Below are 24,948 nucleotides of genomic sequence, written 5' to 3'. Positions count from 1 at the left end.
CGCTAGGTGGCGACCAGATCGTCGGCGTGCACCGCGGGCCGGCGCATCTCGGCAGGCAGATCCGGCGTCGAGCGGCCGATCATCGACGCGAGTTCGGCCGCTTCGTAGGCCACCACGCCGCGGGCGACCGTCCGCCCGTCAAGGGCACGCAGGTCGACCACGTCACCGCCGTGGAAACGTCCGGTCACCTCGGTGATCCCGGCCGGCAGCAGCGACCGACGCTGCTTGACGACCGCGCGCACCGCACCGTCGTCCAGGATCAGCGCCCCCGCCGACTCCGCGGCATAGCGCACCCAGAACCGGCGCGCTGACATCCGTTCGGGCCGCGGCGCGAACACCGTGCCCACTGATGCGTCTTCGAGCGCGGCTGCCGCGTCGGCCGCCGCGGCCAGCAGTACCGGCACGCCGGCGTCGGCGGCCAGCAGGGCCGAGGACAACTTCGACGCCATGCCGCCGGTGCCGAGATGGCTGCCCCGGCCGGCCACCACGCCGTCGAGGTCGCCGGCTGCGGCCACCTCGGGAATGAAGCGGGCGTTACCTTTTCGTGGATCTGAGTCGTAGAGCCCGTCGATATCGGACAACAGGATCAGCGCGTCGGCACCGACGAGCTGCGCCACCAGCGCGGACAGCCGGTCGTTGTCGCCGAACCGGATCTCGTTGGTGGCCACCGTGTCGTTCTCGTTCACGATCGCCACCGCATGCAGTGCGCGCAGCCGGTCCAGCGTGCGCTGGGCGTTGTTGTGCTGCACCCGCATCGAGATGTCGTGGGCGGTCAGCAGCACCTGGCCGACGGTGCGGTTGTATGACGCGAAGGCTGCGCTCCACGCATTGACCAGGGCAACCTGCCCGACGCTCGCCGCGGCCTGCTTGGTGGCCAGATCGGTCGGACGCTTGGACAGGCGCAGCGGTTCGATGCCTGCGGCGATCGCGCCGGAAGACACGATCACCACGTCCGAGCCGGCCTTCATGCGGCCCTCGATGGCCTCGGCCAGCGTGGCCAGGCGGCTCACGTCGAACACGCCGGACGGGGTTGTCAGCGCGGTGGTACCGATCTTGACGACGACGCTGCGCGCGGTCCGCACAGCCTCCCTGTGCTCCGAGGGTGCCGATGCGCCGGACTGGACGCTCATTCGCTGCTCTCCCGGCGTGCCTTCCGTGCGGCCTTACGCTCGTCGGCGGCGACCCGGTCGGTCTGCTCGAGTCGAACATCGGTGCCGCGTCCGGTGAGTGGCACGTCGATCCCGGCCGGGGTCTGTGGCTCCCAGTCGAACGTCATGTCGCCGATCGTGACGGCGCAGCCGGGCTTGGCTCCCAGCTTCAGCAACTCATCCTCGACGCCCAAGCGGGCCAACCGGTCGGCGAGGTAGCCGACCGCCTCGTCGTTCTCGAAGTTCGTCTGGGCGATCCAGCGTTCCGGCCGCCTACCGCGCACCACGAAGCCGCCCTGCCCGTCGGATTCGACGGTGAAGCCGCTCTCGTCGACGGGGATCGGCCGGATCACCGGGCGCCGCGGAACCACCGCGGGTTGGCTGTCCCGATAGCTCTTCACCATCTCCCACAGCGCAAAGGTCAACGGGCGCAGTCCATCGCGGGCTACTGTCGACACCTCGAACACGGGCCAGCCGAAACGGCGAGCCACCTCGTCGCGAACGAAGTCGGCAAGCTCCCGCGCGTCTGGGACATCGATCTTGTTGAGCACCACCGCCCGCGGTCGCGAGGCCAGATCGCCCAGCGTCGAATCGCCTTGCAGGGTCGGGGTGTAGGCCGCGAGTTCAGCTTCCAGTGCTTCGATATCGGAGATCGGGTCGCGTCCGGGATCCATGGTCGCGCAGTCGACTACGTGCACGAGCACCGCGCAACGCTCGAGGTGACGCAGGAACTCCAGCCCGAGACCGCGCCCTTCGGATGCGCCGGGGATCAGGCCGGGGACGTCGGCGACGGTGAACGTATGGTCTCCCGCTGACACCACACCGAGATTCGGCACCAGCGTGGTGAACGGGTAGTCGGCGATTTTGGGCTTGGCGGCCGAGATGACGGAGACGAGTGATGATTTCCCGGCGGACGGAAAACCGATCAGCCCGACATCGGCGACGGTCTTGAGCTCGAGCGTGAGATCGCGAACCTGGCCCTGCTCACCCAGCAGCGCGAAACCGGGTGCCTTACGGGCCCGAGACGCCAGCGCGGCATTGCCGAGGCCGCCACGACCACCGGCCGCGGCCTCGAATCGGGTACCCGCGCCCACCAGATCGGCGAGCATCCGGCCTTGTTCGTCCAACACGACAGTGCCGTCGGGCACCCGGACTTCCAGATCGGCGCCCGCAGCACCCTCACGGTTGTTGCCCGCGCCCGGCTTGCCCGACGGGGCCACGACATGCGGATGAAAGTGGAAGTCGAGCAGGGTGTGCACCTGCGGGTCGACGACGAACACGATACTGCCGCCGCGACCGCCGTTGCCGCCGTCAGGACCGCCGAGTGGTTTGAACTTCTCGCGGTGTACTGACGCGCAGCCGTTGCCGCCGTTGCCAGCTCGCGCGTGGATGATGACGCGGTCGACGAACCGGGACATCGGACATCCTTTCCGTCGAATGTGAAGCTATCGCGAAGTTCCATCGAGAACTCGCAGCTGCTTCACATTCGCGGGCGGGGTCCTCGAAGTCTTACGCCTCCGGGCGCGGAACTGGGACGATGTTCACCAGTTTGCGTCCGCGCTTGAGGCCGAACTCGACAGCACCGGGTGCGGTGGCGAACAGGGTGTCGTCGCCGCCACGACCGACGTTGACGCCGGGGTGGAAGTGAGTGCCGCGCTGGCGGACGATGATCTCGCCAGCCTTGACGACCTGGCCGCCGAAGCGCTTGACGCCGAGCCGCTGGGCGTTTGAGTCGCGGCCGTTTCGTGAGCTGGAAGCGCCCTTCTTGTGTGCCATTGGTTCGCTCCCTTGCTACTTGATTCCGGTGACCTTGAGCACGGTCAGCTGCTGACGATGCCCCTGGCGCTTGTGATAGCCGGTCTTGTTCTTGAACTTGTGAATGCGGATCTTGGGACCCTTGGTGTGCTCCAGCACCTCGCCGGTCACGGCGACCTTGGCCAGGTCGTCGGCCTTGCTGGTCACGTTTGCGCCGTCGACCACCAGGGCAACGGGCAGCGATACCGACGCGCCGGGTTCGGCGTCGAGCTTCTCAACCTTCACCACGTCGCCTGCGGCAACCTTGTACTGCTTGCCGCCGGTCTTGACGATTGCGTATGTCGCCATCGTGTCCTCTGCTCTGCTGCTCTGCGGGCGCGCGCGCTACCGGGACGGTGCGTGCGCGGGTCTTGGGTGGCGGGGTGCCCCGCCGTCGCCGGCCTGCCAACTACAGGCACTGACGACAACTGGTCAAGGGTACGTGACCAGCGGGTAAAGGGTCAAACCGGCCCTAATGTGCGGTGCGTCGCGCGCCGTAGGGCTGTTCACCTGCCGGTTCCCCGGCCAGATTCCAGCTCCACGCCACGCGCGGGGTGATCCGCGCGTACCAGCCGGGTCCCACCATGCCGACGCGTTCGACCGGCGGCTCAGCGTCGCCGTAGATGCGCATGGCGCGGGCAACGAACGGCTCCATCGACACCAGGTCGTCGATCACCAGCGACACCTTGGTCCGGCCGTCGCCGATATTGACGAATTTGCGGGTACGCAGCACCTCGGCTCCGACGCCGCCCACCCAGAAGAAAACGCCGTCTGCCGCGGTGTCGACCTCATAGGCGACCGGCACCGCATCAGGCTGCCCATCGGCGTTCACCGTCGCCAACCGGCCCAACGGCTGCGACCGCAGGTAGGCGATCTCCTCGTCGGTGAACGCCACCGGTCAGCCCTCGTGTGCGGGCGGCCCGGCAGGACGCGCTGCGGCGCGCCGGCGTACGCGACCCCGCGCCACCGGCGGCTGGTAGATCGCGACCGCCGGTTCGTCGTCGGAGTCCTCGTCGTCGGAGTCGTCGTCCGAGTCCTCGTCGTCCGAGTCGTCTGAGTCGTTGATCACTTCGATGTCCTCGTCGAGGTCATCCTCGTCATCATCGTCGTCGAGGTCGATCTCTTCCTCGGACTCGTCACTGTCCGAGTCATCGTCGGAATCCTCGTCGGTGTCCTCGTCTTCGCTGTCTTCGAACTCGTCGTCGGTAGGCGCACGACCGTTTTCAGGCTCCCGGTGTCCGGCCGCCGCGACCTGCTCGTCGTCGCCTTCGGACTCGAGGACCTCCTGCGCGGTGGTGTCCTCGTCGCCGTCCTCGTCGTGACGGCCGTTGGCCGCCGCCATCGCCCTGAACATCGGATGTTCGCCTGGTGTGTGATCGGGCACCTTGGCCACGTGAACCTCTTCGGGGCGGGCGTTGCCCTTCTTGCCCCGCTTGCCGCGGCGTCCGCCGCCGCTGGAGTCGGCCTTGCGGCCAGTGCTCGCCGACGCGGAGTCGACGGGGTCACCGTGCAGCACGATGCCGCGGCCGGCACAATGCGAGCACGACGTCGAGAACGCCTCGACCAGGCCGGTTCCCAATCGCTTGCGGGTCAGCTGGACCAACCCGAGCGAGGTCACCTCAGACACCTGGTGGCGGGTACGGTCACGGCCCAGGGCCTCGGTCAGCCGGCGTAGCACCAGGTCGCGGTTCGATTCCAGCACCATGTCGATGAAGTCGATGACGATGATGCCGCCGATATCGCGCAGCCGCAGTTGCCGCACGATCTCCTCGGCGGCTTCGAGGTTGTTGCGCGTGACGGTCTGTTCGAGGTTGCCGCCCGAACCGGTGAACTTGCCGGTGTTGACGTCGACGACGGTCATCGCCTCTGTGCGGTCGATGACAAGGGTTCCGCCCGAAGGCAGCCACACCTTGCGGTCCATGGCCTTGGCGAGCTGTTCCTCGATGCGATGCACGGCGAAGACGTCGGGCCCTTCGGAGCCGCCCGCGGGTTCGTACTTGGTCAGCCTCCCCATCAAGTCGGGTGCGACGGTGTCCACGTACTTGGTGATCGTGTCCCACGCGTCGTCACCGGACACGATCAGGGTCGAGAAGTCCTCATTGAACAGGTCGCGAATGACCTTCACCAGCACATCGGGCTCTTCGTAGAGCGCGACGGCCGCACCGGCCTTCTTCGCGGTGATCTCGGCGGCTTTGGCCTCGATTTCGGTCCAGCGCTGTTGAAGCCGGTTGACGTCGGACCGGATGTCTTCTTCCTTGACGCCTTCTGACGCCGTCCTGATGATCACACCGGCGTCGGAGGGAACGACCTCGCGCAGGATCTCCTTGAGGCGCTGGCGCTCGGTATCCGGCAGCTTGCGGCTGATTCCGGTCGACGATGCCCCGGGCACATAGACCAGGTAGCGGCCGGCCAACGACACCTGTGTGGTGAGCCGGGCACCCTTGTGCCCGACCGGGTCCTTGCTGACCTGGACGACGACGTAGTCGCCGGGCTTGAGTGCCTGTTCGATCTTGCGCTGTGCACCGCCGAGGCCTGCGGCCTCCCAGTTCACCTCGCCTGCGTAGAGCACACCGTTGCGGCCGCGACCGATGTCGACGAACGCCGCCTCCATCGAGGGCAGCACATTCTGCACGATGCCGAGGTAGATGTTGCCGACCAGCGAGGTCTGGGCCGCCGACGTCACGAAGTGCTCGACGACGACGCCGTCCTCGAGAACGGCGATCTGGGTGTACCGGGCACCTTCGTGCGGCGGCTCCGCGCGCACCTTGTCCCGCACGATCATCGTGCGCTCGACAGCTTCCCGGCGCGCCAGGAACTCGGCTTCGCTCAGGATCGGTGGACGACGACGGCCCGCGTCGCGCCCGTCGCGCCGGCGCTGCCGCTTGGCCTCCAGCCGGGTCGACCCACTGATGCCTTGGATCTGGTCGTCGCCGGTGGACTTGTCGGCCTTGTCGGACCGGTCCGAGCGCGGTGCGCGCTCGTGGACGACAGTGTTGGGCGGATCGTCAGGCGAGACCGTCGTGCCGTCGTCGCCGTCGCCCGAGCCGGCCTTGCGCCTGCGGCGGCGGCGACGCCTGCGGGTGCCGCCTTCGGTGCCCGAGTCCTCGTCGCCGGACTCATCCGAGTCCTCGGATTCGTCACCGGAATCCTGGTCGCCGGCCTCGTCCTCGTCGATGTCGCCATCGGATTCGGCGTTGTCGTCGCTCTGCTCGCCCCGGCCCCTGCCACGGCCACGGCGGCCGCGACGCCGGCGGCGTGCGGCAGGCTTGTCGCCCTGCTCATCGTCGGTGTCGGTGTCGGTGTCGGTGCCGGACTCGCTGTCCTCGTCGTCGTCCTCATCGTCGATGGCTTCGACCGGAGCGAACATGACGGGCTGGGGCGCGACGAACAGCGGCAGATAATCGGCCCGCTCGATGGTGACTTCGCGTGCCGGGGGAATGTTGGCGGTCTCCAGGATCAGCCGAGACTCCGGCTCATCGCCCACCAGAGCGGCCTCGCGCGACACCGCCGCTGCGGACTCAGACTCAGGTTCGGCTTGCGCTTGCGCTTCGACTTCAGCGGGCTGATCGCCCTTGTCGGCCGGTTCGTCGACCGGCGGCACCGGAGCACTTTCGGTCATCGAGACAGTGACCGATGCGACCTGCACGGGCTCGGCGACCGGTTCGACGGGTTCGACGGGTTCGACGGCCAGGGCGTCACGGACCCGTTCGGCATCGACTTTGTCGACGGTGGAGTGCGCACTGCGCTGGCGTCCATCGAACTCGGCGAGTGCGTCGAGCACCCGCCGGCTGGTGGTACCGAGCACCCTCGCGAGCGAATGGACTCTCAGCCGCTCTGGGAGTCCGTCCTGCGGAGTCTGGGTTGATAGGTCTTGGGTATGGGCATCTTCGGCCACGAATTCTCCTCAAGCCCCCGGGCGCGTCGTTTCGACGCGGCCACGCGAGGGCTTCCGCTATTGGCCCGGGACACTTTCCCCGGACTTGTTGTGGTCTCGCTCCGAGCGGTCCGCTTACCGCACTCACCCGGTGCCTGGCTGAATGATGGCTGGACGGTCGGCGCCACACCGGGTTGCGGTGGTCGCGCTCGTCGAAGTCTTCATTCGGGTGCCCGACCTCGGTTGAGGACGGTTACCCGCAACCAGTATCCCACATCACTGACGCGCCACTGACCAGATGGGCGCGACGGGCGGGAAGTGCAGCTAGGAGACGGTCGCTTCGCTGGGGAACCACAGAGCGATCTCACGGGCCGCCGATTCCAGCGAATCGGACCCGTGCACCAGGTTGTCCTGGGTGACAAGGGCCAGGTCACCGCGGATTGTGCCGGGCACGGCCTTCTCCACGGGATCGGTGCCGCCGGCGATCTGGCGGAACGCGGCCACTGCCCGCGGACCCTCCACGATGGCCGCGACCACAGGTCCGGAGGTGATGAATTCCAGCAGCGAATCGAAGAACGGCTTGCCGTCGTGCTCCGCGTAATGCTGCCGGGCCAGGTCGTCACTGACGTTCTTGAGTTCGAGGGCCGCCAGGGTCAGGCCCTTACGTTCGATCCGGCTGAGGATCTCCCCTACGAGTTGGCGCTTGACGCCGTCGGGCTTGATCAACACGAGGGTCTGCTCAGTCACGGCAGAAGCGTACCGGTCGGTAATCAACGCCCGCCAGCACGGTCCCGCGGCTATTCGGAGGGGGGTTGCTGACCAGGAAGGAGACCACGGTCCTGCCTGCGCTTGACCTCTGCCCGGAGATAGACCATCAGCAGCCAGACGACGCCGAACACCACGCCGATGAATCCGATCGCGCCGTGGATGAAGGCTCCGGCGATGACCACGACCTGGATGCCGACGTTCGCCCAGATCGCCCACGGCCTGCCCTGCACCCCGGACATCAGGATCAGCACCACGGCAAGCCCCACCAGGTAGCCGCCGGAGACCGGTGTCAGACCATCGCCGCTGTTCGCGACCACCGGCAGCGCCAGCAGCACCACGATGGCTTCCAGGATCAGGGTCCCGGCCATCACCCCACGGAAACTTTTCCACGGGTCAGTCGGTGCCGGTTGTTCGCTCATGCCGGATCCCGTCCGTACAGGGTCCGGGCCGCGCCGGCCGTGACCACCGAACCGGTGATCACGATGCCTGCCCCGGACATCCCCTCACCGTCGCCGCCTGATTCCTCGACGAGGGCGGTCGCGGTTTCGATGGCGTCGGGCAGAGTCGCGGCGACGATCACCCGGTCCTGGCCAAATCGTTCCTCGGCCCGCATCGCCAGCGATTCGACGTCGAGGGCCCGGGAAGAGCCGTTGTGGGTCACCACGATCTGGTCGAAAGCCGGCTCAAGCGCGGTCAAGATTCCGTCGACGTCCTTATCCCCCATCACCGACACCACGCCGACCAGATACCGGAAGTCGAACTCCTGCTGAAGGGTGTGCGTCAACGCCGTCGCACCCGCCGGATTGTGCGCCGCATCGATGAAAACTGTTGGCGCACTTCGCATCCGTTCCAGCCGACCCGGACTGCGCACCGCCGCGAACCCGGCCCGCACCGAGTCGAGATCCAGTTGCCGGTCCGCGCCCGCACCGAAGAACGCTTCCACGGCTGCAAGCGCGAGGACCGCGTTGTGCGCCTGATGCTCGCCGTGCAGCGGCAGGAAGATGTCGGAGTACACCCCGCCCAGTCCTTGCAGTTCCAGCAGCTGCCCGCCGATGGCGACCTGCCGGCCCAGCACCGCGAACTCGGAATCCTCACGGGCCACTGCGGCGTCGGCGCGTACCGCCTCGGCCAGCAGCACCTCCATGGCCTCAGGATCTTGCTTGGCGATCACCGCAACGGTGTCGGTTGGCACCAGATCGTCTTCCTGTTTGGTGATGATCCCGGCCTTCTCCCCCGCGATCGCCGCGATGGTGTCACCCAGGTAGTCGGTGTGATCGATCCCGATCGGGGTGACGGCAACGACCGGGGCATTGACGACGTTGGTGGCGTCCCAACGCCCGCCCATCCCGACCTCGACCACGGCGACATCGATCGGCGCGTCGGCGAATGCGGCGAACGCCATCGCGGTGAGTACCTCGAACTTGCTCATGGCAGGGCCACCGGCAGCTTCGGACTGCTGGTCCACCAGCTGCACGAACGGCTCGATCTCGCGGTAGGTATCCACGTACTGCGCTGGAGTGATGGGCTTTCCGTCGATCGAGATGCGCTCGACAGCGGATTGCAGGTGCGGGCTCGTCGTCCGTCCGGTGCGGCGGTGCAGGGCGGTCAGCAGGGCGTCGATGATGCGGCACACCGAGGTCTTGCCGTTGGTCCCGGCGACATGGATCGACGGGTAGGACCGCTGCGGGGACCCGAGCAGCTCCAGCAATGCCACGATGCGCGCGGTGCTGGGCTCCAGTTTCGTCTCCGGCCACCGCTGGTCGAGCAGGTGCTCAACCTGCAGCAGCGCGGCGATCTCGTCCGGTGTGGGTACCGGATCGGTCATCTGAGTGCTGCCAGACGTGCGGTGATGCGTTCGACTTCCTCGCCGGCCAACTGCTGGCGGCCGCGGATCTTGTCGACGACGTCGGCGGGCGCCTTGGCGAGAAAGGCGTCGTTACCGAGTTTGGCTGTGGTGCCCGCCAATTCCTTCTGCGCGGCCGCCAGGTCCTTCTCCAGCCGACGGCGCTCGGCCGCAACGTCGACGGTGCCTGAGGTGTCGACTTCGACGACCACCGTGGCCCGCGACAACCGCACCTCCACCGAAGCCGACGGGGTGAATCCATCACCGGGTGAGGTCAGCCAGGCCAGCGAGCTGATCGCGGGCAGCTGTGCGGTCAGGTCGGCCGCGGCGGTGTCGGACAATCTCGCCGGGACCTTCTGCCGGTCGGCCAGGCCCTGATCGCTGCGGAATCGGCGCACCTCGGTGATCAGTTTCTGCATATCGGTGATGCGTTGCGTGGCATCACGATCAAGTGCGTACCCGGACGGCTCCGGCCACTGCGCGACGACCACCGACTCGCCACCGGTCAACGTCTTCCACAGCGTCTCGGTGACGAACGGCATGACCGGGTGCAGCAGTTTGAGCAGTGCGTCGAGGACAAACGCCAGCACGCCGGTCGTATGAGTGGCACCTTCGTTCAACTGGACTTTGGCCAACTCGACATACCAGTCGCAGAACTCGTCCCAGGCGAAGTGGTAGAGCGACTCGCAGGCCCGGCTGAACTCGTAGCTGTCGAATGCGGAATCGACCTCGGCGCGAACTTCTTCCAACCGGCCCAGGATCCACCGGTCGGCATCGGTCAGCTCGGCCACGGCGGGCAGCGACGCGAGTGCGGCGCCGTTCATCAGCGCGAATCGCGTGGCATTGAACAGTTTTGTGGCGAAGTTGCGGGAGGCCCGCGCGTGATCCTCGCCGATCGACAGGTCGCCGCCGGGGCTGGCGCCACGAGCCAGGGTGAATCGCAGTGCGTCCGCGCCGAACTTCTCCACCCAGTCCAGCGGGTCGATGCCGTTTCCGCGCGACTTGCTCATCTTGCGGCCGAACTCGTCGCGTATCAGGCCGTGCAGGAACACGTTCTCGAACGGAACCTGCGGGCCACGATCGCCTTCGAGCGTGATCGCCGGATCATCGCCGACGAAGGTGCCGAACATCATCATCCGGGCCACCCAGAAGAACAGGATGTCGTAGCCGGTCACCAACACTGAGGTCGGATAGAACTTGGCGAGCTCAGCAGTGTGCTCGGGCCAGCCCATCGTGGAGAACGGCCACAACGCCGAGGAGAACCAGGTGTCGAGCACGTCGGGGTCCTGCTCCCACCCGTCCGGTGGAGTCTCGTCCGGCCCGACGCACACCGTCTCGCCACCCGGGCCGTGCCAGATCGGGATGCGGTGGCCCCACCACAGCTGCCGGGAGATGCACCAGTCGTGCATGTTGTCCACCCAGGCGAACCACCGCGGCTCCAGGCTCGGTGGATGAATCACGGTGTCGCCGTTGCGGACCGCGTCGCCGGCCGCCTTGGCCAGCGCCTCGACCTTGACCCACCACTGCAGGCTCAGGCGGGGTTCGATCGGTTCGCCGCTGCGCTCGGAATGGCCGACGCTGTGCAGGTACGGGCGTTTCTCCTCGAGGATTCGACCTTGGGCGGCCAACGCCTCGCGCACTTTCACCCGCGCCTCGAAGCGGTCCATCCCGTCGAATTGGGTTCCGGTGTCGGCGATCCGGCCCTTGGCATCCATGATCGTCGGCATCGGGAGCTGGTGACGCAGCCCGATCTCGAAGTCGTTCGGGTCGTGTGCGGGCGTGACTTTCACTGCACCCGTACCGAATTCGGGATCGACATGGGTGTCGGCGACGATAACCATATCCCGGTCGACGAACGGGTGCGGCAACGATTTTCCGACCAGGTGGCGGTAGCGCTCGTCGTCGGGGTGCACCGCGATCGCGGTGTCTCCGAGCATGGTTTCCATTCGGGTGGTGGCCACCACGATGTGCGGTTCGTCGTCGTTCATCGACCCGTACCGGAACGAGACCAGTTCGCCCTCGACGTCGGTGTAGGAGACTTCGAGGTCACTGATCGCGGTCTCAAGCACCGGTGACCAGTTGACGAGCCGCTCGGCCTGGTAGATCAGGCCCGCGTCGAACAGCCGCTTGAAGATCGTGCGCACGGCGCGGGAAAGTCCGTCGTCCATCGTGAAGCGGTCGCGGCTCCAGTCGACCCCGTCGCCGAGGCGGCGCATCTGCCCACCGATGGTGCCGCCGGATTCGCGCTTCCAGTCCCACACCTTGTCGACGAACAACTCACGGCCGAAGTCTTCCTTCGTCTTGCCGTCCACGGCGAGCTGCTTCTCCACCACGCTCTGCGTCGCGATACCGGCGTGATCCATGCCGGGCAGCCACAGCACCTCGTAGCCCTGCATCCGCTTGCGGCGGGTGAGCACGTCCATCAGGGTGTGGTCGAGCGCGTGGCCCATGTGCAGGCTGCCGGTGACATTCGGCGGCGGCAGCACGATGGAGTACGGCGGTTTGTCGCTCTTCGAATCGGCGGTGAAATATCCGGCATCCACCCAGCCCTGGTACAGGTCGGCTTCTACCGAACCCGGATCCCACGACTTGGGGAGGGCATCGGCGCGATTGTCAGGGGTGGGGGTCACCGGTCGATTCTATGGAAGCGGGGCGAGGAGACGTAAAAGCCCCCGACACGCCGGGCGTGCGGGGGCTCCTACGTCTGCTCGCAAAGGGAAGAGGTCTACCTCCTGCCGCCGCCGAGCAGACCACCGAGAATCTCGCCGATGGCGTTGCCCTGACCGCCGCTACCGCCGCCCCCGAGCACGCTGCCGAGGATGCTGCCCAACGGATTGTTACCGCCGCCTGCGCCGCCGGCGCCACCGAGAATGCTGCCGAGGATGTCGCCGAGCCCCCCGCCGGAAGCCTGAGCCTGGGGCGCCGACTGCGCAGGGGCGTTCTGCTGCGAGAACTGCTTACCGATGTAAGCGAGCACGATCGGGGCCAGAATCGGAAGCAGCTTCTTGATCAGATCACCGCCACCTGCACCCGTACCGGCCAAGGCCGACGCGACCTGATTGCTGTCGTTGCCGCCGAAGATCTTCGCCACCATCTGGTCGCCTTGCTTTTCATCGACCTGATCGACGCTCACGCCGCCGTCGAGCAGGCCGCTCGCCGCCTGGGAGGTGACCGCCGACTCAAGGTCACTCGAGTCGATTTCGTTGGACTGGACGTTCTCCGCAAGACCACCGACGAGCGCAGGCACCAACGTCTTGATGGCGGAGTTCACCTCGCCTTCATCGGCGCCAAGCTTGTTTGCGATCTCCCCTACCGGGATCTGCGCGAAAAGTTCGTCGAGACCGGCCATGTTCCATCCCACCTTCGTTGCTGGCGTAGTTGAAGCCCTCGGCCCCGACACTAGTCGAATTGATCTTGTCCGACAGGTCTTCTGCGCGCGCGGGGGCAATTCAAGTGGCGCCGGCTCAAGCCAGTGCTGTGGTTTCCAACGTCACATCCGCGGCCGGCAGGCGGGCCAGCAGCGCGTCACCCATCGCGGCCGCCGGGGTCAACACACCATGAAGGTCCGAAAGCTTGTCGCGGTCGCGCGCCAGCGCCAGCCCGCACTCCCCCAGCAGCACCGCGGTGGCCTTGTACCCCGGGTCGCCGCGCTGGGCCATCGTCGCGACATAGCGAGCGCCCGAGGTTGTCGTGGTGTACGTCTCGACCCGGTAGTGGCCGCGTTCCCGGGTCCGCTCGCTGGGGCCGGTGCCCGGCTTGGGCATCACCCGCTCGACCAAACCGGCGGGCAGTCGGTCGAAGTACCGGCCGCCCAGGCCCATTGTGGCGGCGTTGGAGCCGGTTACCAGAGCTGCGGCAATGGGAGCGACCGGCGAGCGGCCGACACTCATCTGCTCGGCATACTCGAACTGGCGCCCATAGGAATAGTCCAGTAAAGCGTTGCTGCGTCGGACAATTCGGGTGTTGGGCGCTGCCATGGCGAAGGCCCCGGTCCAGTACCCGGCCAATTCCGGCGCGATCTCACCACCCCGGCGCCACCGCACGTCGGGCTGCGCGCCCAGTTCGGGCTCGGCGGCCCGGTCCGGGCTGAGCGTGTACGGATCGTTCATCAGCGCGCGTGCTTCGGGATCGCTGGAACTGGTGCGCAGCACCTCCAGCATCGAGGCGGCCGTGCCACCGGACACCCCGCCGGCGAACGAACGCACCACCAGGTTCGTGTCGCCGAGTTCACCGGCGCCGTCGGCGCTGACTCTCCGGTACAGCGCGAACACGGTGAGATCGGATGGCACCGAATCGAATCCGCAGGAGTGCACGATGCGAGCACCGGTGTCGACGGCCTGCTTGTGGTGCAGATCGATGCTGTTGCGGATGAACATCGTCTCGCCGGTGAGATCGGCGTAATCGGTGCCGGCCGCCGCGCACGCCGCCACCAGTGGCATGCCGTAACGCGTGTAGGGGCCCACCGTCGTCACCACTACCTGGGTGCGCGCGGCCATCGCGTCGAGCGTGGACGGCTCGGTGGCGTCGGCGATCACCAACGGCCAGTCCTGCGCGGATTCGCCGAGCGTGGCACGCACCGCCCGCAGCTTGCCCTCCGAGCGGCCTGCCAGCGCGATCCGCGCCTCGCCGCCCGCTCTGGACAGATACTCGGCGGTCAGCTTTCCGGCGAATCCCGTCGCCCCGTACAGAACCAGATCGAACTCGCGCTGCGTCACCCTTCCGACGCTACCCGAGCAGTTCTGGCAGCTCGACCGCTTCGCCGAGCAGGTGCTGACCGAGAAAAGCGGTCACCACCTGGTACCAGATCTTGGCGTGCTGCGGGGCCAGCACCCAATGGTTCTCCGTCGGGTAGTAGAGGAATCGGTGTGGGCTTTCGCCGTTGTCGTCGGCCGGCAGGCTCGACTCCGTCAGCAGCTCGTACCACAGTCGCAGCGCCTCGCCGATCGGCACGCGATAGTCCTTGTCGCCGTGGATCACCAGCATCGGGGTGTTGATCTGCGCGACGAACCGGTGCGGCGAATTGCGCTGCGCCATCTCGGTCGTCATCTCGCGCGCCCACCAGTAGGCGCCGTCGGTGGTGGGGCCGAACTGGTCCAGCGCCCACAAACTCGCGTGGGTGACGATGGCGTCGAACCGATCGGTGTGCCCGGCGATCCAGTTGGCCATATAGCCGCCGAACGAGCCGCCCATCGCGGCGGTCCTGGCCGCATCGACGCGCGGATGGGCACACGCCGCGTCGGTCGCGGCCAGCAGATCGGTGTACGGCTCGGCGCCCCACGCCCCCCAGCCGCGGCCGATGAACCCCTGCCCATAGCCGGTGGACAGCGCCGGATCAGGCATGAGCACCGCGTAGCCCTGAGCGGTCAGCAGCCAGGGGTTCCAGCGCCAGTGCCAACTGTTCCAGCTACCCAACGGCCCGCCGTGAACCCAGAGCACCAGCGGCGCAGGCTCCGCACCGGCGGGCAGCGTCAGCCAGGACCGGATCTGCGTACCGTCGGCGGCGGTGCCCGTCACCTCGGTCAGTGTGCCGGGCAGTTCCGGGGCGTCGAGGAACGGCAATTCCGTCACGGTGCCGTCCACATCGAGCCGCACCGGATGCGGCGGCGCGGTGTAGCTGCTGCGCAGCGCGTAGATCACACCGCCGGGCGCGGTACGGACGTCGGTATAGGCGTAGTCGTCTTCGGTGCGGCGCGTGACGACGCCGGTGACCGGATCCACGGCGAATATCGGTCCGCGCCCGTTCTCGTCGGCGGTCACGATCAGAGTCGACGAGTCCGCCGACCACGCAACCGAGCTCGGCCACCGATCCCAGTCCGCCGTCAGCTCCACCGGCTCGGCACCGAAGCGCATGCAGCACAAGGTGATCCGCGGTGGTGTTGTCGGTGTGGAGTGGGTTTCCCTGGTAAACGCCACGGCGTGGGCATCCGGCGCGATGACCGGATGCTCGAAGTCGGCGTCAGGTGCCGCGGCGACCGTGGTGCGCCCGCCGGTGGCGCGGTCGATGCGGACCAGAACCGACCTCATCGCCGCACCCGGGCCAGGCACGTGCCAGGAACTGACCAGGAAGGAGCCGTCGGAACTGACGTCGAATGTGGTGTCCCGCAATGCTGTAGCCGCATCGGCCGTGAGGTCCCGAGGCCCTTCCGCGTCGAAGAGATGTGGCTGCTCGGCTCCGAGATCGTGATCCCAGTGCCGCACCGGATAACCGGTGTGCAGAATCGCCGACACCTTGTTGTCCTTGCGCCGATCCCGCAGCGCCTTGTCGTCGTCGACACTTCCGGCCGAGGCCAGCAGCGGCGCAGTGACCACTGTGACGTCGGCGGCCCGCGCAGTTGCCACGCCGGTGACCCCTCCGGGCATCGCGAGCACCTCGAACGCCTCACCGCCGGCCGCAGGCAACCGCCACAATGCGGCAGGGGATTCTTCGTCATCGGCGGCCCGGGCGGCGAGAAACAACACGTCGCCGTCAACGGCGAACACCGGCGCCGACTCTCCCTTGATCCCGTAGGTCAGCCGCCGCGCGGGCCTGTGTCCGTCAGGATCCAATTCCCATACGGCAGTGCGAAATTCGATCTTCTTATCGTTCAGTGCGCCGACCGTGGTGACCAGTCGCGAACCGTCCGGCGATACCGCGAGGCCCGATACCCGTGGCAGTGCGAGGTACTCGTCGAGATCGTGAAACGGCGTCATGGTCACCCACGGTAGCGGCGCTGCCGGCTCAGACCACGTCGGTGATCTGGCCGGCGCTGTCCGCACGCACCTGCTTGCTGCTGCGGTCGCTGTCCACGCCGATGAACATGAGCAGATTCTCGTCGAACGGCAGATTGCGCTTGATGGTCACGGTCTGCACGGTGCCACCGTCGATCTGGCTTGCCGGCACCGCGGCATCGATGGCGGTGACGATGGCGCTTGTCGGGACGTCGGTGATGGCGAAAAGGTTCTGCTTCAGCGCTTCGCCGTCGTCGTCGTAATCGACCGGACGCGACGGTCCGACGGCGCCGGCGGTGTAGGACCACTGATTCAGCTCGGTCGGGGCGTTCGGATCAACAGCCTCGATGGACAGCACGCCGGGGGCGATGTTCACCTCCACCACCTGCATCGGGTTGGCGCCGACCTTTTCCGCAATCGCCGCATAGGCATTGTCGATTCCTTCGGCGGTGAACAAGTTGCCCGAGACGGCTTCGGTGATCTTCTCCGTACCCGTGGAGACCGCCTGCTCGGCCGCGTCAGAGGCCACCTTCTTGATCTCGTCGACCTTCGCGCAACCGCTTAGCGCGGAGGCTGCGAGCACGGTAGCGGTGAGCGCAACGCCGAAGCGGGTCATCTTCATCTGTTCCTCTCAGGGTTTGTCCCCCGCTGACTTCGGCGCGGGAGTTGCGAGCACAGCGTGCCGCCGCGGGCAGGCTACCGATCCCAACTCGGCGGCGGGAATCCACGTCGGTGGACAGATTCGACCGATCGCCACGCTCGGCGTTCACGCCGGTGCGCTGAGGCTCAGCGCCCGAAGGCACCCAGCGGGTTCAGGAACGTCGAGCACAGCCGGCGCAGATCGAAGATGCCGAGCACCGCGCCCGGCCGCACGGCGTTGCAACCGTTGCCTACAGTGCCTGCGCTCGGGGCTCCCCACCCTGCCGGGGCTCCGCCGCTGGGACCGCATTTGGGCCACGCGCCGAGCCCCTGGTTGGCCAGCACGTTCTCGGCCACCCGGATCTGCTCCTCGCGGGACGCCATGGCAGGTGATCCCACCCCGCCGTGGGCGGCCCAGGTGGACGGCTTGAACTGCAGACCCCCGTAGAAACCGTTGCCGGTGTTGGTGGACCAGTTGCCCCCGGATTCACAGGCCGCGATCGCGTCCCAATTGACGCTGTCCGCGCCCGCCGTCGCAGGCGAGAGGGCCAGTGGGCCCACAGCGAACGCCCCGCACAGCGCGGCGAGCCAAAAACTCCTGCTTATCGCCCTTCTGATGTTCCTCATCGCGGTCCTTCCCCGACCTCGACACCTGGACCGCAACCAAACATGGGTCACATTCGTGCAACCGTGCGGTCACTAATGACTTCGTGTGACCAACCTCACCCGTTACAGCGGAGGCTGTTGTTCTTCTGGGGGCTGGAGTAACCGCAGAGCATGATGAGGAAACAAAAGCGGTGCCGGGCGATCTGCCCGGCACCGCTTCCGCAATGCTTCGGTGAGTGACTGGTGATCACTCTGGAAACCGGCGTAATTGCTGGCCAAGGGGCTGCCTGGCCGCCATCTCGACGGTTTCGCGTCGATTGTGCCTAGCCGCGCTTCCCGCAGGTCGGCCAGGCGCCGATGCCCTGGGTGTTGAGCACCTTCTCGGCGACACGGATCTGCTCCGCGCGCGAAGCCTGGTGGGGCATGCCCGAGCCACCGTGGGACTTCCAGGTGCCCAGGTTGAACTGCAGGCCGCCGTAGTAGCCGTTACCGGTGTTGATCGACCAGTTGCCACCCGACTCGCAGGCCGCAACGGCATCCCAGTTAACGCTGTCCGCATTGGCGGTGCCGGCACCCAGCGCCACGGGAGCCACAGCGAGCGCTCCGGCGATGATGCCGAGGCCAAACGTCTTGCGGATGTTTTTCACTTCGTTCCTTTCGCCAAGCGCGCACCATCCACACCCGCTCACGCGGGCGCGGCTACCTGGATCCAGGCAGGAGGGGTTGGTTCGTGCCGTCTCGGTCAGGCACGAAAGGGGGGGCCAGAACGCCCCACCGGGCCTGCGGCCCGGCTCCCGCGTGGGCGCTTTCGCCGCCGCGGCCCCACTCACACGCAGGTACTTGGGTTTGAAATTGTTTGCTCCGTTGAGGAGTCCCAGGGACCGTACAAAGGTCTCGAACGGAAGTCATATCGATGTCGAAGCAATCGCGGAAAGATCACAGACAGATAACGAGACGATTAGATATTCGTTTATGCAGGTCAACTCTGGGTTTTGCGACCTGCGCACTTCTCATGCGGAGCGTTTCAAACGTGAGGTAGATCACCCGCTTTTTGTGAGCTGTGCCACGCTATTCGTGCCGGTCAAGGGCCATGAGCACCGCCTTGGCCAGAAAACACGCAGGTAGACGCCACTGGCGAATGGCACACGGCGGCGACAGTCGGCGATTGTTCGCTGCCCAACCGTGAGCCTCGAGCCGGCGGCCCATGCCAATCATCCTGTCCCGCAACCGATATCCCTGGTCGTTCGTAGTCCGTTGACGGCCTGCGGCACGGGACAGGACATTCGCCAGCGGCAGTCGCCAGATGAAAACTGGGGAACGCCAACAAATTTCGAGCCCCTCGCCGGATACCTCCGGCCTACGGGTTGGAACTGTCCACGCCCGCCAGGCCCGCGAGCAGCAGCAATGCGCATGGCCGGCGCCGATATGCTCCGCTAAAGCGTCCCTCTCGACCGTTAGCCCACCAAATAACGGAGCTGGCCCGCCAACCGAATCTCCGACCAAATCTCAACGGTGCCAAGATATTTCGGCGATTCGCTCGATCAAAACACAGACAATGGGTCGCCAATCAGGCAACGTACCGGCACGCGATAAATGACGAAATAATCGCAGACTAATATCGAAACGATAAATGCAGCCCTTTAGCCGACGTAATTCGAAATTTGCTGCAGCGCGGTGTGTGAAATACCGAGTGTCAGGACAGATCGGCGGCCGTATTGACGTTGGTCAGGGCTCGCTGAGGTTCCATCACGATCCGCTGGGTGTCGACCGTCTCGGCCAGCGCCCGCATGCTGCGCTCGCCTGCACTCACCAGAGTCGAGATCCGCTCCGTCAACGCGGAGCGGTAGACCCCCGCCAGATAGTGGTCCCGGCCATCCCAGGGCAGCACGATATCGGCCTGCAACCGCCTCGCAGGTCCGATCAGCGCGTCGATCAGGTCAACAGAGAGGTACGGCATATCGACCGCACAGACGAAGGCCAGGTCCCGGCCCGCCTCGGCCGCAGCGCGCAGACCACGGCCGGTGGCGACGAGCGGACCCACGCCACGGACCTCGTCGCGCAACACGTGTGCGGAAAGTTCCGGCAGGGGCTGGCCTGGCGCCGCGATCACGAAAACGGGCGAACAGCGGATACTCACCGTCGACACCGCCCGTTCAACCAGAGTGGACCCGTCGAACGGCAGGGTCGCCTTGTCGCGTCCCATCCGACGAGAAGCCCCGCCCGCCAGCACGATGGCGGCGAGCGGGGCGGTCGAACTCAGGTCAACGCGGTCAGTCGACGGTCCAGGTGTCTTTGCCACGCAGCAAGGATTGCAGAGCGGCGGTGTCATGGGGCTTTGATTCGATCGCCGTGTCGACCTGTTGGCGTGCGGAATCGTCATAGGTGGGCCGGTTGACCTGCCGGAAGATGCCCATCACCATGTGATCGAGGTTCTGCTCGCTCAGGCGCGACAGCGCGAATGCGTACGCCGGGTCGTCGATCTCGGCGTTGTGCACCACGATTTCACTGGCCGGCACGTCGGCGGTCTTGGCGACCTCCAAGCCGAAGCCGGACTTCACCACGCAGTACTCACCGTCGGTGCCGAAGGTGATCGGCTCACCGTGGGTGACGTTGATCAGCCGCTCCTCGGCGCCCTCCTTGCGCAGCGCATCGAAGGACCCGTCGTTGAAGATCGGGCAGTCCTGCATGATCTCCACCAGGGCGGCGCCACGATGCGCTGCGGCACCGCGCAGCACCTCGGACAGACCCTTGCGGTCGGAGTCCAGAGCCCGGCCCACGAAGGTGGCCTCGGCGCCAAGCGCCAGCGACACCGGGTTGAACGGGTAGTCCAGCGAGCCCATCGGCGTGGACTTGGTGACCTTGCCGACCTCGGACGTCGGGGAGTACTGGCCCTTGGTCAGGCCGTAGATCCGGTTGTTGAACAGCAGAATCGTGATGTTGATGTTGCGGCGCAACGCGTGGATCAGGTGGTTGCCACCGATCGACAGCGCATCACCATCACCGGTGACGACCCACACCGACAAGTCGGGCCGGGCCAGTGCCAGGCCGGTGGCGATGGTCGGGGCACGGCCGTGGATGGAATGGAAACCGTAGGTCTCCAGGTAGTAGGGGAAGCGGCTGGAGCAGCCGATGCCGCTGATGAACGCAATGTTCTCGCGCCGCAGGCCCAACTCGGGCAGGAAGTTGCGGATGGTGTTGAGGATGACGTAATCACCGCAGCCGGGGCACCAACGGACCTCTTGGTCGCTGGTGAAATCCTTACCCTTCTGCGGCTGATCCGTCCTGGGCACCAGGCTGGTCTTGTTCAGACCACCCTCCGTCAGTCCCAGGTCTGCGCCGATAAGGTCAGTCATGCGTTCGCTCCCACACCAGTTTCTACGGTGGCTGCCGCCAACCGCGCGAACTTGGCCTTGTCACTTTCCTTTTCACCCAAGGTGCCGTCCAGGGCGGCGTCGATGATTCCTTCGACCTCGTCGGCAAGGAAGGCCATGCCCTCCACCTTGGTCACCGACTGTACGTCCACCAGATACTTGCCGCGAAGCAGCAACGCGAGCTGTCCCAGATTCATTTCCGGCACAACGACTTTCTCGTAGCGGCCCAACACCTCGCCCAGGTTGGCCGGGAACGGGTTGAGGTGCCGCAGGTGCGCCTGCGCGACCTTGATGCCCTTGCGCCGGGCGCGGCGGCAGGCCTCACCGATCGGCCCGTACGAGCTGCCCCAGCCGAGCATCAGCAGCTCGGCGTCACCGGTCGGATCGTCGACCTCGAGGTCCGGCACGTTGATGCCGGCGATCTTCTCTTGGCGCAGCCGGACCATCAGGTCGTGGTTCTTGGGTTCATAGGAGATGTTGCCCGAGCCGTTGGCGGCCTCCAGACCACCGATGCGGTGCTCGAGACCGGGGGTGCCGGGGACCGCGAACTGCCGCGCCAGCGTCTCCGGATCCCGCGCATACGGCTGGAAGGGTTCGCCCTGTTTGGCGAACGTGTGCTCGATCGCCGGGTAGGTGCTGATATCGGGGATCCGCCACGGCTCCGAGCCGTTGGCCACCGCGCCGTCGGACAGGATGATGACCGGGGTGTGGTAGTTCACCGCGATGCGGGCTGCCTCCACGGCGATGTCGAAGCAGTCCGACGGCGACCGTGGCGCGAGGATCGCGACCGGCGACTCACCGTTGCGCCCGAACAGCGCCTGCAGCAGGTCGGCCTGCTCGGTCTTGGTGGGCAGACCGGTGGACGGGCCACCGCGCTGCACATCGATGATGATCAGCGGCAGCTCGGTCATCACGGCCAGGCCGATCGCCTCGGACTTCAGCGAGACACCCGGACCCGACGTGCTGGTGACGCCCAGCGCACCGCCATACGAAGCGCCGATGGCCGCACCGATTCCGGCGATCTCGTCCTCGGCCTGGAAGGTCAGGATGTTGAAGTTCTTGTGCTTGGACAGCTCGTGCAGGATGTCCGAAGCCGGAGTAATCGGATAGGTACCGAGAACCACCTGGATCTGGGACAGATGACCCGCGGTCACGATGCCGTAGGCAAGGGCGGTGTTACCTGAGATCTGCCGGTACTCACCGGTCTTGAGCTTGGCCGGCGAAACCTCATAGGTGGTCGCGAACGCCTCGGTGGTTTCGCCGTAGTTCCATCCGGCCTTGAGCGCCAGCACGTTAGCCTCGGCGATTTCGGGCTTACGGGAGAACTTCTCCCGGATGAAGGTCTCACTGTGCTCGAGCTCGCGGCCGTACATCCACGACAGCAAGCCGAGGGCGAACATGTTCTTGGCGCGCTGGCCGTCCTTCTTGGTGGCGCCGATCGCCTCGACCGCACCGAGCGTCAGGGTGGTCATCGCGACGGACTGCACGACGTAGTCGGACAACTCGTCGGACTCCAGCGGGTTGGCGTCGTAGCCGACCTTGGCGAGGTTGCGCTTGGTGAACTCGTCGGAGTTGGCGATGATCAGGCCGCCCCGGGGCAGATCGGAGACATTGGCCTTGAGCGCGGCGGGGTTCATCGCGACGAGCACGTCGGGACGGTCACCTGCGGTCAGGATGTCGTAATCGGCGATCTGGATCTGGAACGACGAAACACCCGGCAGCGTGCCCTGGGGGGCACGGATCTCGGCCGGGTAGTTCGGTTGGGTCGCAAGGTCATTACCGAACAAGGCGGCTTCGGAGGTGAACCGGTCACCGGTCAGCTGCATACCGTCGCCGGAGTCACCGGCGAATCGGATGACGACCTTCTCCAGCTTCTGCCGCGGAGTGGCGCCATTGCCGTTGCCGTTCTCACCCACGGCTCCCGCCTTTCACGCTGTTCGGCTGCGTCTCACCGGTCGCATCGCGCGACGGGCCAGTCGGTTCGACGTACACCGGAAAATTTTGTGTCACTACCAGTACCGATTATTGCACTGCTCTTAGGCTGGGCTTTACCCCGCCGGGGTTCGACACGCAGGCCGATCCTGACTGAACACGCTGCTCACCGACGTGAAGAAGGCCGGTTTGAGACAAAAGTGTGGCTTTCGTCACTTTTAGGAGAATGTCATTCTCTAAGGAAAAGGCTACCCGTCAGTAGCTGGTGGCTAGCAGTGGCTTGCGGCAACTCGACGCGCGTCGACCTACACCCGGTCGGTCGAGCCCACCTGCGGCCTCTTATCCAGCTCCCCTGCCACGAGCGCACTGGCGAGTTCGGCGGCCCGGTGCGGATCCGCCCCGGCGGCGCGGTGCGCGACGTAACAGGCGGTGAACATGTCCCCGGCGCCGGTGGTCTGAACGCCGAGCACCGGCCAGGCTGCCGGGACACGGGACACCGCGCCGTCAAGGTAGATGTCACAGCCCTCGGAGCCGTAGGTCACCAGGATCTCCGGCACGCCCAGCCGCTGTGCGGTCGAGAGATCGAAGGCGCCGTCCGCGACGATGACCGCCTCGTCCTCGGCGAGTTTGAGAATGTCCAGATTGGTCAGCAGGTTGGCCGGGAAATGACGATCCTCGACCAGTGGGCCCAATCGATCAGCCCGCACCAGGCCCTGCCCGTCATAGGCGATGCGATGCCCTCGCTCGGCCAGGGCGGCGAGCGTGGCAGCCGGGAAGTCGGTGCGCAACAGCGGAGCGAGGTGAACCCACGTGGTGGCGGGGTCAGCGGCCTCGATATCGGCCGGGGCCCAGACCGGGCCGATCGCTCCCACCCCCATATGGCGGTGATCCGTGTCGTCGTAATCGAGGCTGAACGAACTCGTCCGGTCCGACGGCAGGATCCGCACCAACGGCCCGAACCGATCGAGGAGCGGATCGAACAACGTGTGGTCGCGTTCGGCGCCCATCGCGACGATCCGGCCGGTTCCGCCGGCCGCCTGCAACGCGACCCCGGCGAACGACGCACAGCCGCCGGGACTCGGCTCGGCGCCGTCGATGATGTCGATCGCCAGGTTGCCGAGCACGGTCACGCCGGGGACTAGCTCTGGCGGCATGGATGAGTCTCCCGGTCACGATCGGTCACAGTCTGGCGGCGGTCCACACACACCGATGTGGCCGTGGGCCGAAATGGTAGCTGCCAACGCTGGGTGTTCACGCCGGCAGGTTGTACGGGGTGATCACCTGGATGGGCGCCGGGCGCCCGGGCTCTGCAGGTAGCGCGCCATGTTGCTGCAGGATCAACCGCATCGCCAAGCGGGCGTCGGCACGCAGATCGTTGTGCAGCACCGCCGAGATCCGGCCGTCGCGCAGCAGTCTGCGGTTGTCGGCATCGAGGTCGTGTGCAATGAAGACTTTGCACGGGCGTCCCAATTTCTCGAACGCGGCGACCGTCGCGGTGTTGCCGCCGCCGGGTGAATAGACGGCTTCCACCAAAGGGTGACGCTCAAGGGCGTCGAGCACCAGGCGTTCGACAGTCGCGTCGATGCCGTCGCTGTCGGTCACCTCCACAACGGTTCGGCCTGAGCCGCGCAGCCCCGATCGAAATCCCACCTCGCGCTCCCCCTCGCCGCGGAACACCGTGCGGCTCAGGGTGATCAGCACCCCGGAGGGAGCCGGGCCGAGCCACTGTTCGATCAGGTAGGCCGCCGTCGCCCCCGCACCGTGGTTGTCGATGCCGACGTATGCGCAGCGCGCGCTGGCCGACACGTCGGTCGTGTAGGTCACCACCGGAACTCCGGACGACACCAGACGATCGACGGCCTCGGCCACCTCGGGCTCGTCGGCAGCCTTGAGCACCACGCCGTGACTGCTGCGGATGCTCGCGAGCGTATCGATCATCTGTGCCGTCGAGCCGGATTCCCACAGGTGGAACCGTGCCCGCAGCATGGCCGGTGCAAACGCGGGCAACTCCGCCTCGATAGCGGTACGGAACGCGTCGGAGAACCGCTGCGGCGTCTGCATCACCACATCGATCAGGTACCGCCGCCCGTTGAGCCGCAACTGCGCCCGCTGCTTGTCGAGATCGGCGATCGCCTGGCGCACCTCGGCGCGCGTGTTCTCCCGCACCCCTGGCCGATTGTTTAGCACCCGGTCGACGGTCGCCTCACTCAAGCCGCACTGCTGCGCTATCTCCCGGACCTTGTAGCGATGCGCCATGTTGGGGGG

The 24,948-nt window shown here is 66.5% G+C and carries 21 protein-coding genes; all 21 read right to left on the bottom strand.

Annotated features, from left to right (window positions below; translation table 11 throughout):
* Positions 1 to 2: 2 nt before the first annotated feature.
* The 21 genes from proB to ABQF30_RS25080 all read right to left on the bottom strand — a co-directional run bounded on the left by proB (position 3) and on the right by ABQF30_RS25080 (position 24,939).
* Positions 3 to 1,130: a glutamate 5-kinase gene (gene proB, locus ABQF30_RS25180; RefSeq protein ID WP_448468959.1), complete on the bottom strand. Its 1,128-nt coding sequence runs from the start codon at positions 1,128 to 1,130 to the stop codon at positions 3 to 5.
* On the bottom strand, positions 1,127 to 2,566 hold the full coding sequence (gene obgE / locus ABQF30_RS25175) for a GTPase ObgE (protein WP_448468957.1): 1,440 nt from the start codon (positions 2,564 to 2,566) through the stop codon (positions 1,127 to 1,129). The genes proB and obgE overlap by 4 nt, the downstream gene beginning before the upstream one ends.
* A gap of 91 nt (positions 2,567 to 2,657) precedes the next feature.
* Positions 2,658 to 2,924 carry a 50S ribosomal protein L27 gene (rpmA, locus tag ABQF30_RS25170; RefSeq protein WP_448468955.1) on the bottom strand — a complete coding sequence of 89 codons (267 nt, stop codon included), beginning with the start codon at positions 2,922 to 2,924 and terminating at the stop codon, positions 2,658 to 2,660.
* A 15-nt stretch (positions 2,925 to 2,939) separates the two neighbouring features.
* Complete coding sequence (rplU, locus tag ABQF30_RS25165; protein ID WP_003879728.1) at positions 2,940 to 3,251, bottom strand: 50S ribosomal protein L21; 312 nt, start codon at positions 3,249 to 3,251, stop codon at positions 2,940 to 2,942.
* Positions 3,252 to 3,414: 163 nt separating this feature from the next.
* On the bottom strand, positions 3,415 to 3,837 hold the full coding sequence (locus ABQF30_RS25160) for a PPOX class F420-dependent oxidoreductase (RefSeq protein ID WP_448468953.1): 423 nt from the start codon (positions 3,835 to 3,837) through the stop codon (positions 3,415 to 3,417).
* 3 nt (positions 3,838 to 3,840) lie between these two features.
* Positions 3,841 to 6,837 carry a ribonuclease E gene (locus tag ABQF30_RS25155; protein ID WP_448468951.1) on the bottom strand — a complete coding sequence of 999 codons (2,997 nt, stop codon included), beginning with the start codon at positions 6,835 to 6,837 and terminating at the stop codon, positions 3,841 to 3,843.
* Between the two features lie 303 nt (positions 6,838 to 7,140).
* Positions 7,141 to 7,563, bottom strand: coding sequence for a nucleoside-diphosphate kinase (gene ndk / locus ABQF30_RS25150; protein WP_448468949.1), 423 nt, complete (start codon positions 7,561 to 7,563; stop codon positions 7,141 to 7,143).
* 50 nt (positions 7,564 to 7,613) lie between these two features.
* The gene (locus tag ABQF30_RS25145) at positions 7,614 to 8,003 is read right to left on the bottom strand and encodes a DUF4233 domain-containing protein (RefSeq protein ID WP_448468947.1); all 390 of its coding nucleotides are present in this window, start codon (positions 8,001 to 8,003) and stop codon (positions 7,614 to 7,616) included.
* A complete protein-coding gene (gene folC, locus ABQF30_RS25140; protein WP_448468945.1) occupies positions 8,000 to 9,409 on the bottom strand; it encodes a bifunctional tetrahydrofolate synthase/dihydrofolate synthase in 1,410 nt (469 codons plus the stop codon). Before folC ends, ABQF30_RS25145 begins: the two co-directional genes overlap by 4 nt.
* The gene (locus ABQF30_RS25135; protein WP_448468943.1) at positions 9,406 to 12,057 is read right to left on the bottom strand and encodes a valine--tRNA ligase; all 2,652 of its coding nucleotides are present in this window, start codon (positions 12,055 to 12,057) and stop codon (positions 9,406 to 9,408) included. The genes folC and ABQF30_RS25135 overlap by 4 nt, the downstream gene beginning before the upstream one ends.
* A 95-nt stretch (positions 12,058 to 12,152) precedes the next feature.
* Complete coding sequence (locus ABQF30_RS25130; RefSeq protein WP_448468941.1) at positions 12,153 to 12,776, bottom strand: DUF937 domain-containing protein; 624 nt, start codon at positions 12,774 to 12,776, stop codon at positions 12,153 to 12,155.
* Positions 12,777 to 12,891: 115 nt separating this feature from the next.
* Positions 12,892 to 14,142, bottom strand: coding sequence for a saccharopine dehydrogenase family protein (locus tag ABQF30_RS25125; RefSeq protein WP_448468939.1), 1,251 nt, complete (start codon positions 14,140 to 14,142; stop codon positions 12,892 to 12,894).
* Between the two features lie 10 nt (positions 14,143 to 14,152).
* On the bottom strand, positions 14,153 to 16,117 hold the full coding sequence (locus tag ABQF30_RS25120) for a S9 family peptidase (protein ID WP_448468937.1): 1,965 nt from the start codon (positions 16,115 to 16,117) through the stop codon (positions 14,153 to 14,155).
* Positions 16,118 to 16,145: 28 nt separating this feature from the next.
* Positions 16,146 to 16,757 (bottom strand): hypothetical protein, encoded by a 612-nt coding sequence (locus tag ABQF30_RS25115; protein WP_448468935.1) that lies wholly within the window; start codon positions 16,755 to 16,757, stop codon positions 16,146 to 16,148.
* Positions 16,758 to 16,921: 164 nt separating this feature from the next.
* The gene (locus ABQF30_RS25110) at positions 16,922 to 17,401 is read right to left on the bottom strand and encodes a transglycosylase family protein (protein ID WP_448468933.1); all 480 of its coding nucleotides are present in this window, start codon (positions 17,399 to 17,401) and stop codon (positions 16,922 to 16,924) included.
* Between the two features lie 302 nt (positions 17,402 to 17,703).
* On the bottom strand, positions 17,704 to 18,027 hold the full coding sequence (locus ABQF30_RS25105; protein ID WP_448468931.1) for a transglycosylase family protein: 324 nt from the start codon (positions 18,025 to 18,027) through the stop codon (positions 17,704 to 17,706).
* Positions 18,028 to 19,073: 1,046 nt separating this feature from the next.
* On the bottom strand, positions 19,074 to 19,640 hold the full coding sequence (mobA, locus tag ABQF30_RS25100; RefSeq protein ID WP_448469229.1) for a molybdenum cofactor guanylyltransferase: 567 nt from the start codon (positions 19,638 to 19,640) through the stop codon (positions 19,074 to 19,076).
* Positions 19,641 to 19,650: 10 nt separating this feature from the next.
* The gene (locus ABQF30_RS25095) at positions 19,651 to 20,733 is read right to left on the bottom strand and encodes a 2-oxoacid:ferredoxin oxidoreductase subunit beta (RefSeq protein ID WP_448468929.1); all 1,083 of its coding nucleotides are present in this window, start codon (positions 20,731 to 20,733) and stop codon (positions 19,651 to 19,653) included.
* Positions 20,730 to 22,667: a 2-oxoacid:acceptor oxidoreductase subunit alpha gene (locus ABQF30_RS25090; protein WP_448468927.1), complete on the bottom strand. Its 1,938-nt coding sequence runs from the start codon at positions 22,665 to 22,667 to the stop codon at positions 20,730 to 20,732. Before ABQF30_RS25090 ends, ABQF30_RS25095 begins: the two co-directional genes overlap by 4 nt.
* Before the next feature lie 321 nt (positions 22,668 to 22,988).
* Positions 22,989 to 23,813 carry a PfkB family carbohydrate kinase gene (locus ABQF30_RS25085; protein WP_448469228.1) on the bottom strand — a complete coding sequence of 275 codons (825 nt, stop codon included), beginning with the start codon at positions 23,811 to 23,813 and terminating at the stop codon, positions 22,989 to 22,991.
* 121 nt (positions 23,814 to 23,934) lie between these two features.
* Positions 23,935 to 24,939 (bottom strand): LacI family DNA-binding transcriptional regulator, encoded by a 1,005-nt coding sequence (locus ABQF30_RS25080; RefSeq protein ID WP_448468925.1) that lies wholly within the window; start codon positions 24,937 to 24,939, stop codon positions 23,935 to 23,937.
* Positions 24,940 to 24,948 lie beyond the last annotated feature (9 nt).

It is taken from the genome of Mycolicibacterium sp. XJ870, assembly GCF_053483975.1.
The sequence above is the reverse complement of the archived record's forward strand: the minus strand, read 5'-3'. Positions and strand labels throughout refer to the sequence as shown.

Excerpts from the sequence above, each read along its gene's own strand:
- rplU (WP_003879728.1), bottom strand. The coding sequence starts at position 3,251 with ATGGCGACATACGCAATCGTCAAGACCGGCGGCAAGCAGTACAAGGTT.
- ABQF30_RS25120 (WP_448468937.1), bottom strand. The coding sequence starts at position 16,117 with ATGACGCCGTTTCACGATCTCGACGAGTACCTCGCACTGCCACGGGTA.
- ABQF30_RS25115 (WP_448468935.1), bottom strand. The coding sequence starts at position 16,757 with ATGAAGATGACCCGCTTCGGCGTTGCGCTCACCGCTACCGTGCTCGCA.
- ABQF30_RS25110 (WP_448468933.1), bottom strand. The coding sequence starts at position 17,401 with ATGAGGAACATCAGAAGGGCGATAAGCAGGAGTTTTTGGCTCGCCGCG.
- rpmA (WP_448468955.1), bottom strand. The coding sequence starts at position 2,924 with ATGGCACACAAGAAGGGCGCTTCCAGCTCACGAAACGGCCGCGACTCA.
- ABQF30_RS25145 (WP_448468947.1), bottom strand. The coding sequence starts at position 8,003 with ATGAGCGAACAACCGGCACCGACTGACCCGTGGAAAAGTTTCCGTGGG.
- ABQF30_RS25130 (WP_448468941.1), bottom strand. The coding sequence starts at position 12,776 with ATGGCCGGTCTCGACGAACTTTTCGCGCAGATCCCGGTAGGGGAGATC.
- folC (WP_448468945.1), bottom strand. The coding sequence starts at position 9,409 with ATGACCGATCCGGTACCCACACCGGACGAGATCGCCGCGCTGCTGCAG.
- ABQF30_RS25095 (WP_448468929.1), bottom strand. The coding sequence starts at position 20,733 with ATGACTGACCTTATCGGCGCAGACCTGGGACTGACGGAGGGTGGTCTG.
- ABQF30_RS25080 (WP_448468925.1), bottom strand. The coding sequence starts at position 24,939 with ATGGCGCATCGCTACAAGGTCCGGGAGATAGCGCAGCAGTGCGGCTTG.
- proB (WP_448468959.1), bottom strand. The coding sequence starts at position 1,130 with ATGAGCGTCCAGTCCGGCGCATCGGCACCCTCGGAGCACAGGGAGGCT.
- obgE (WP_448468957.1), bottom strand. The coding sequence starts at position 2,566 with ATGTCCCGGTTCGTCGACCGCGTCATCATCCACGCGCGAGCTGGCAAC.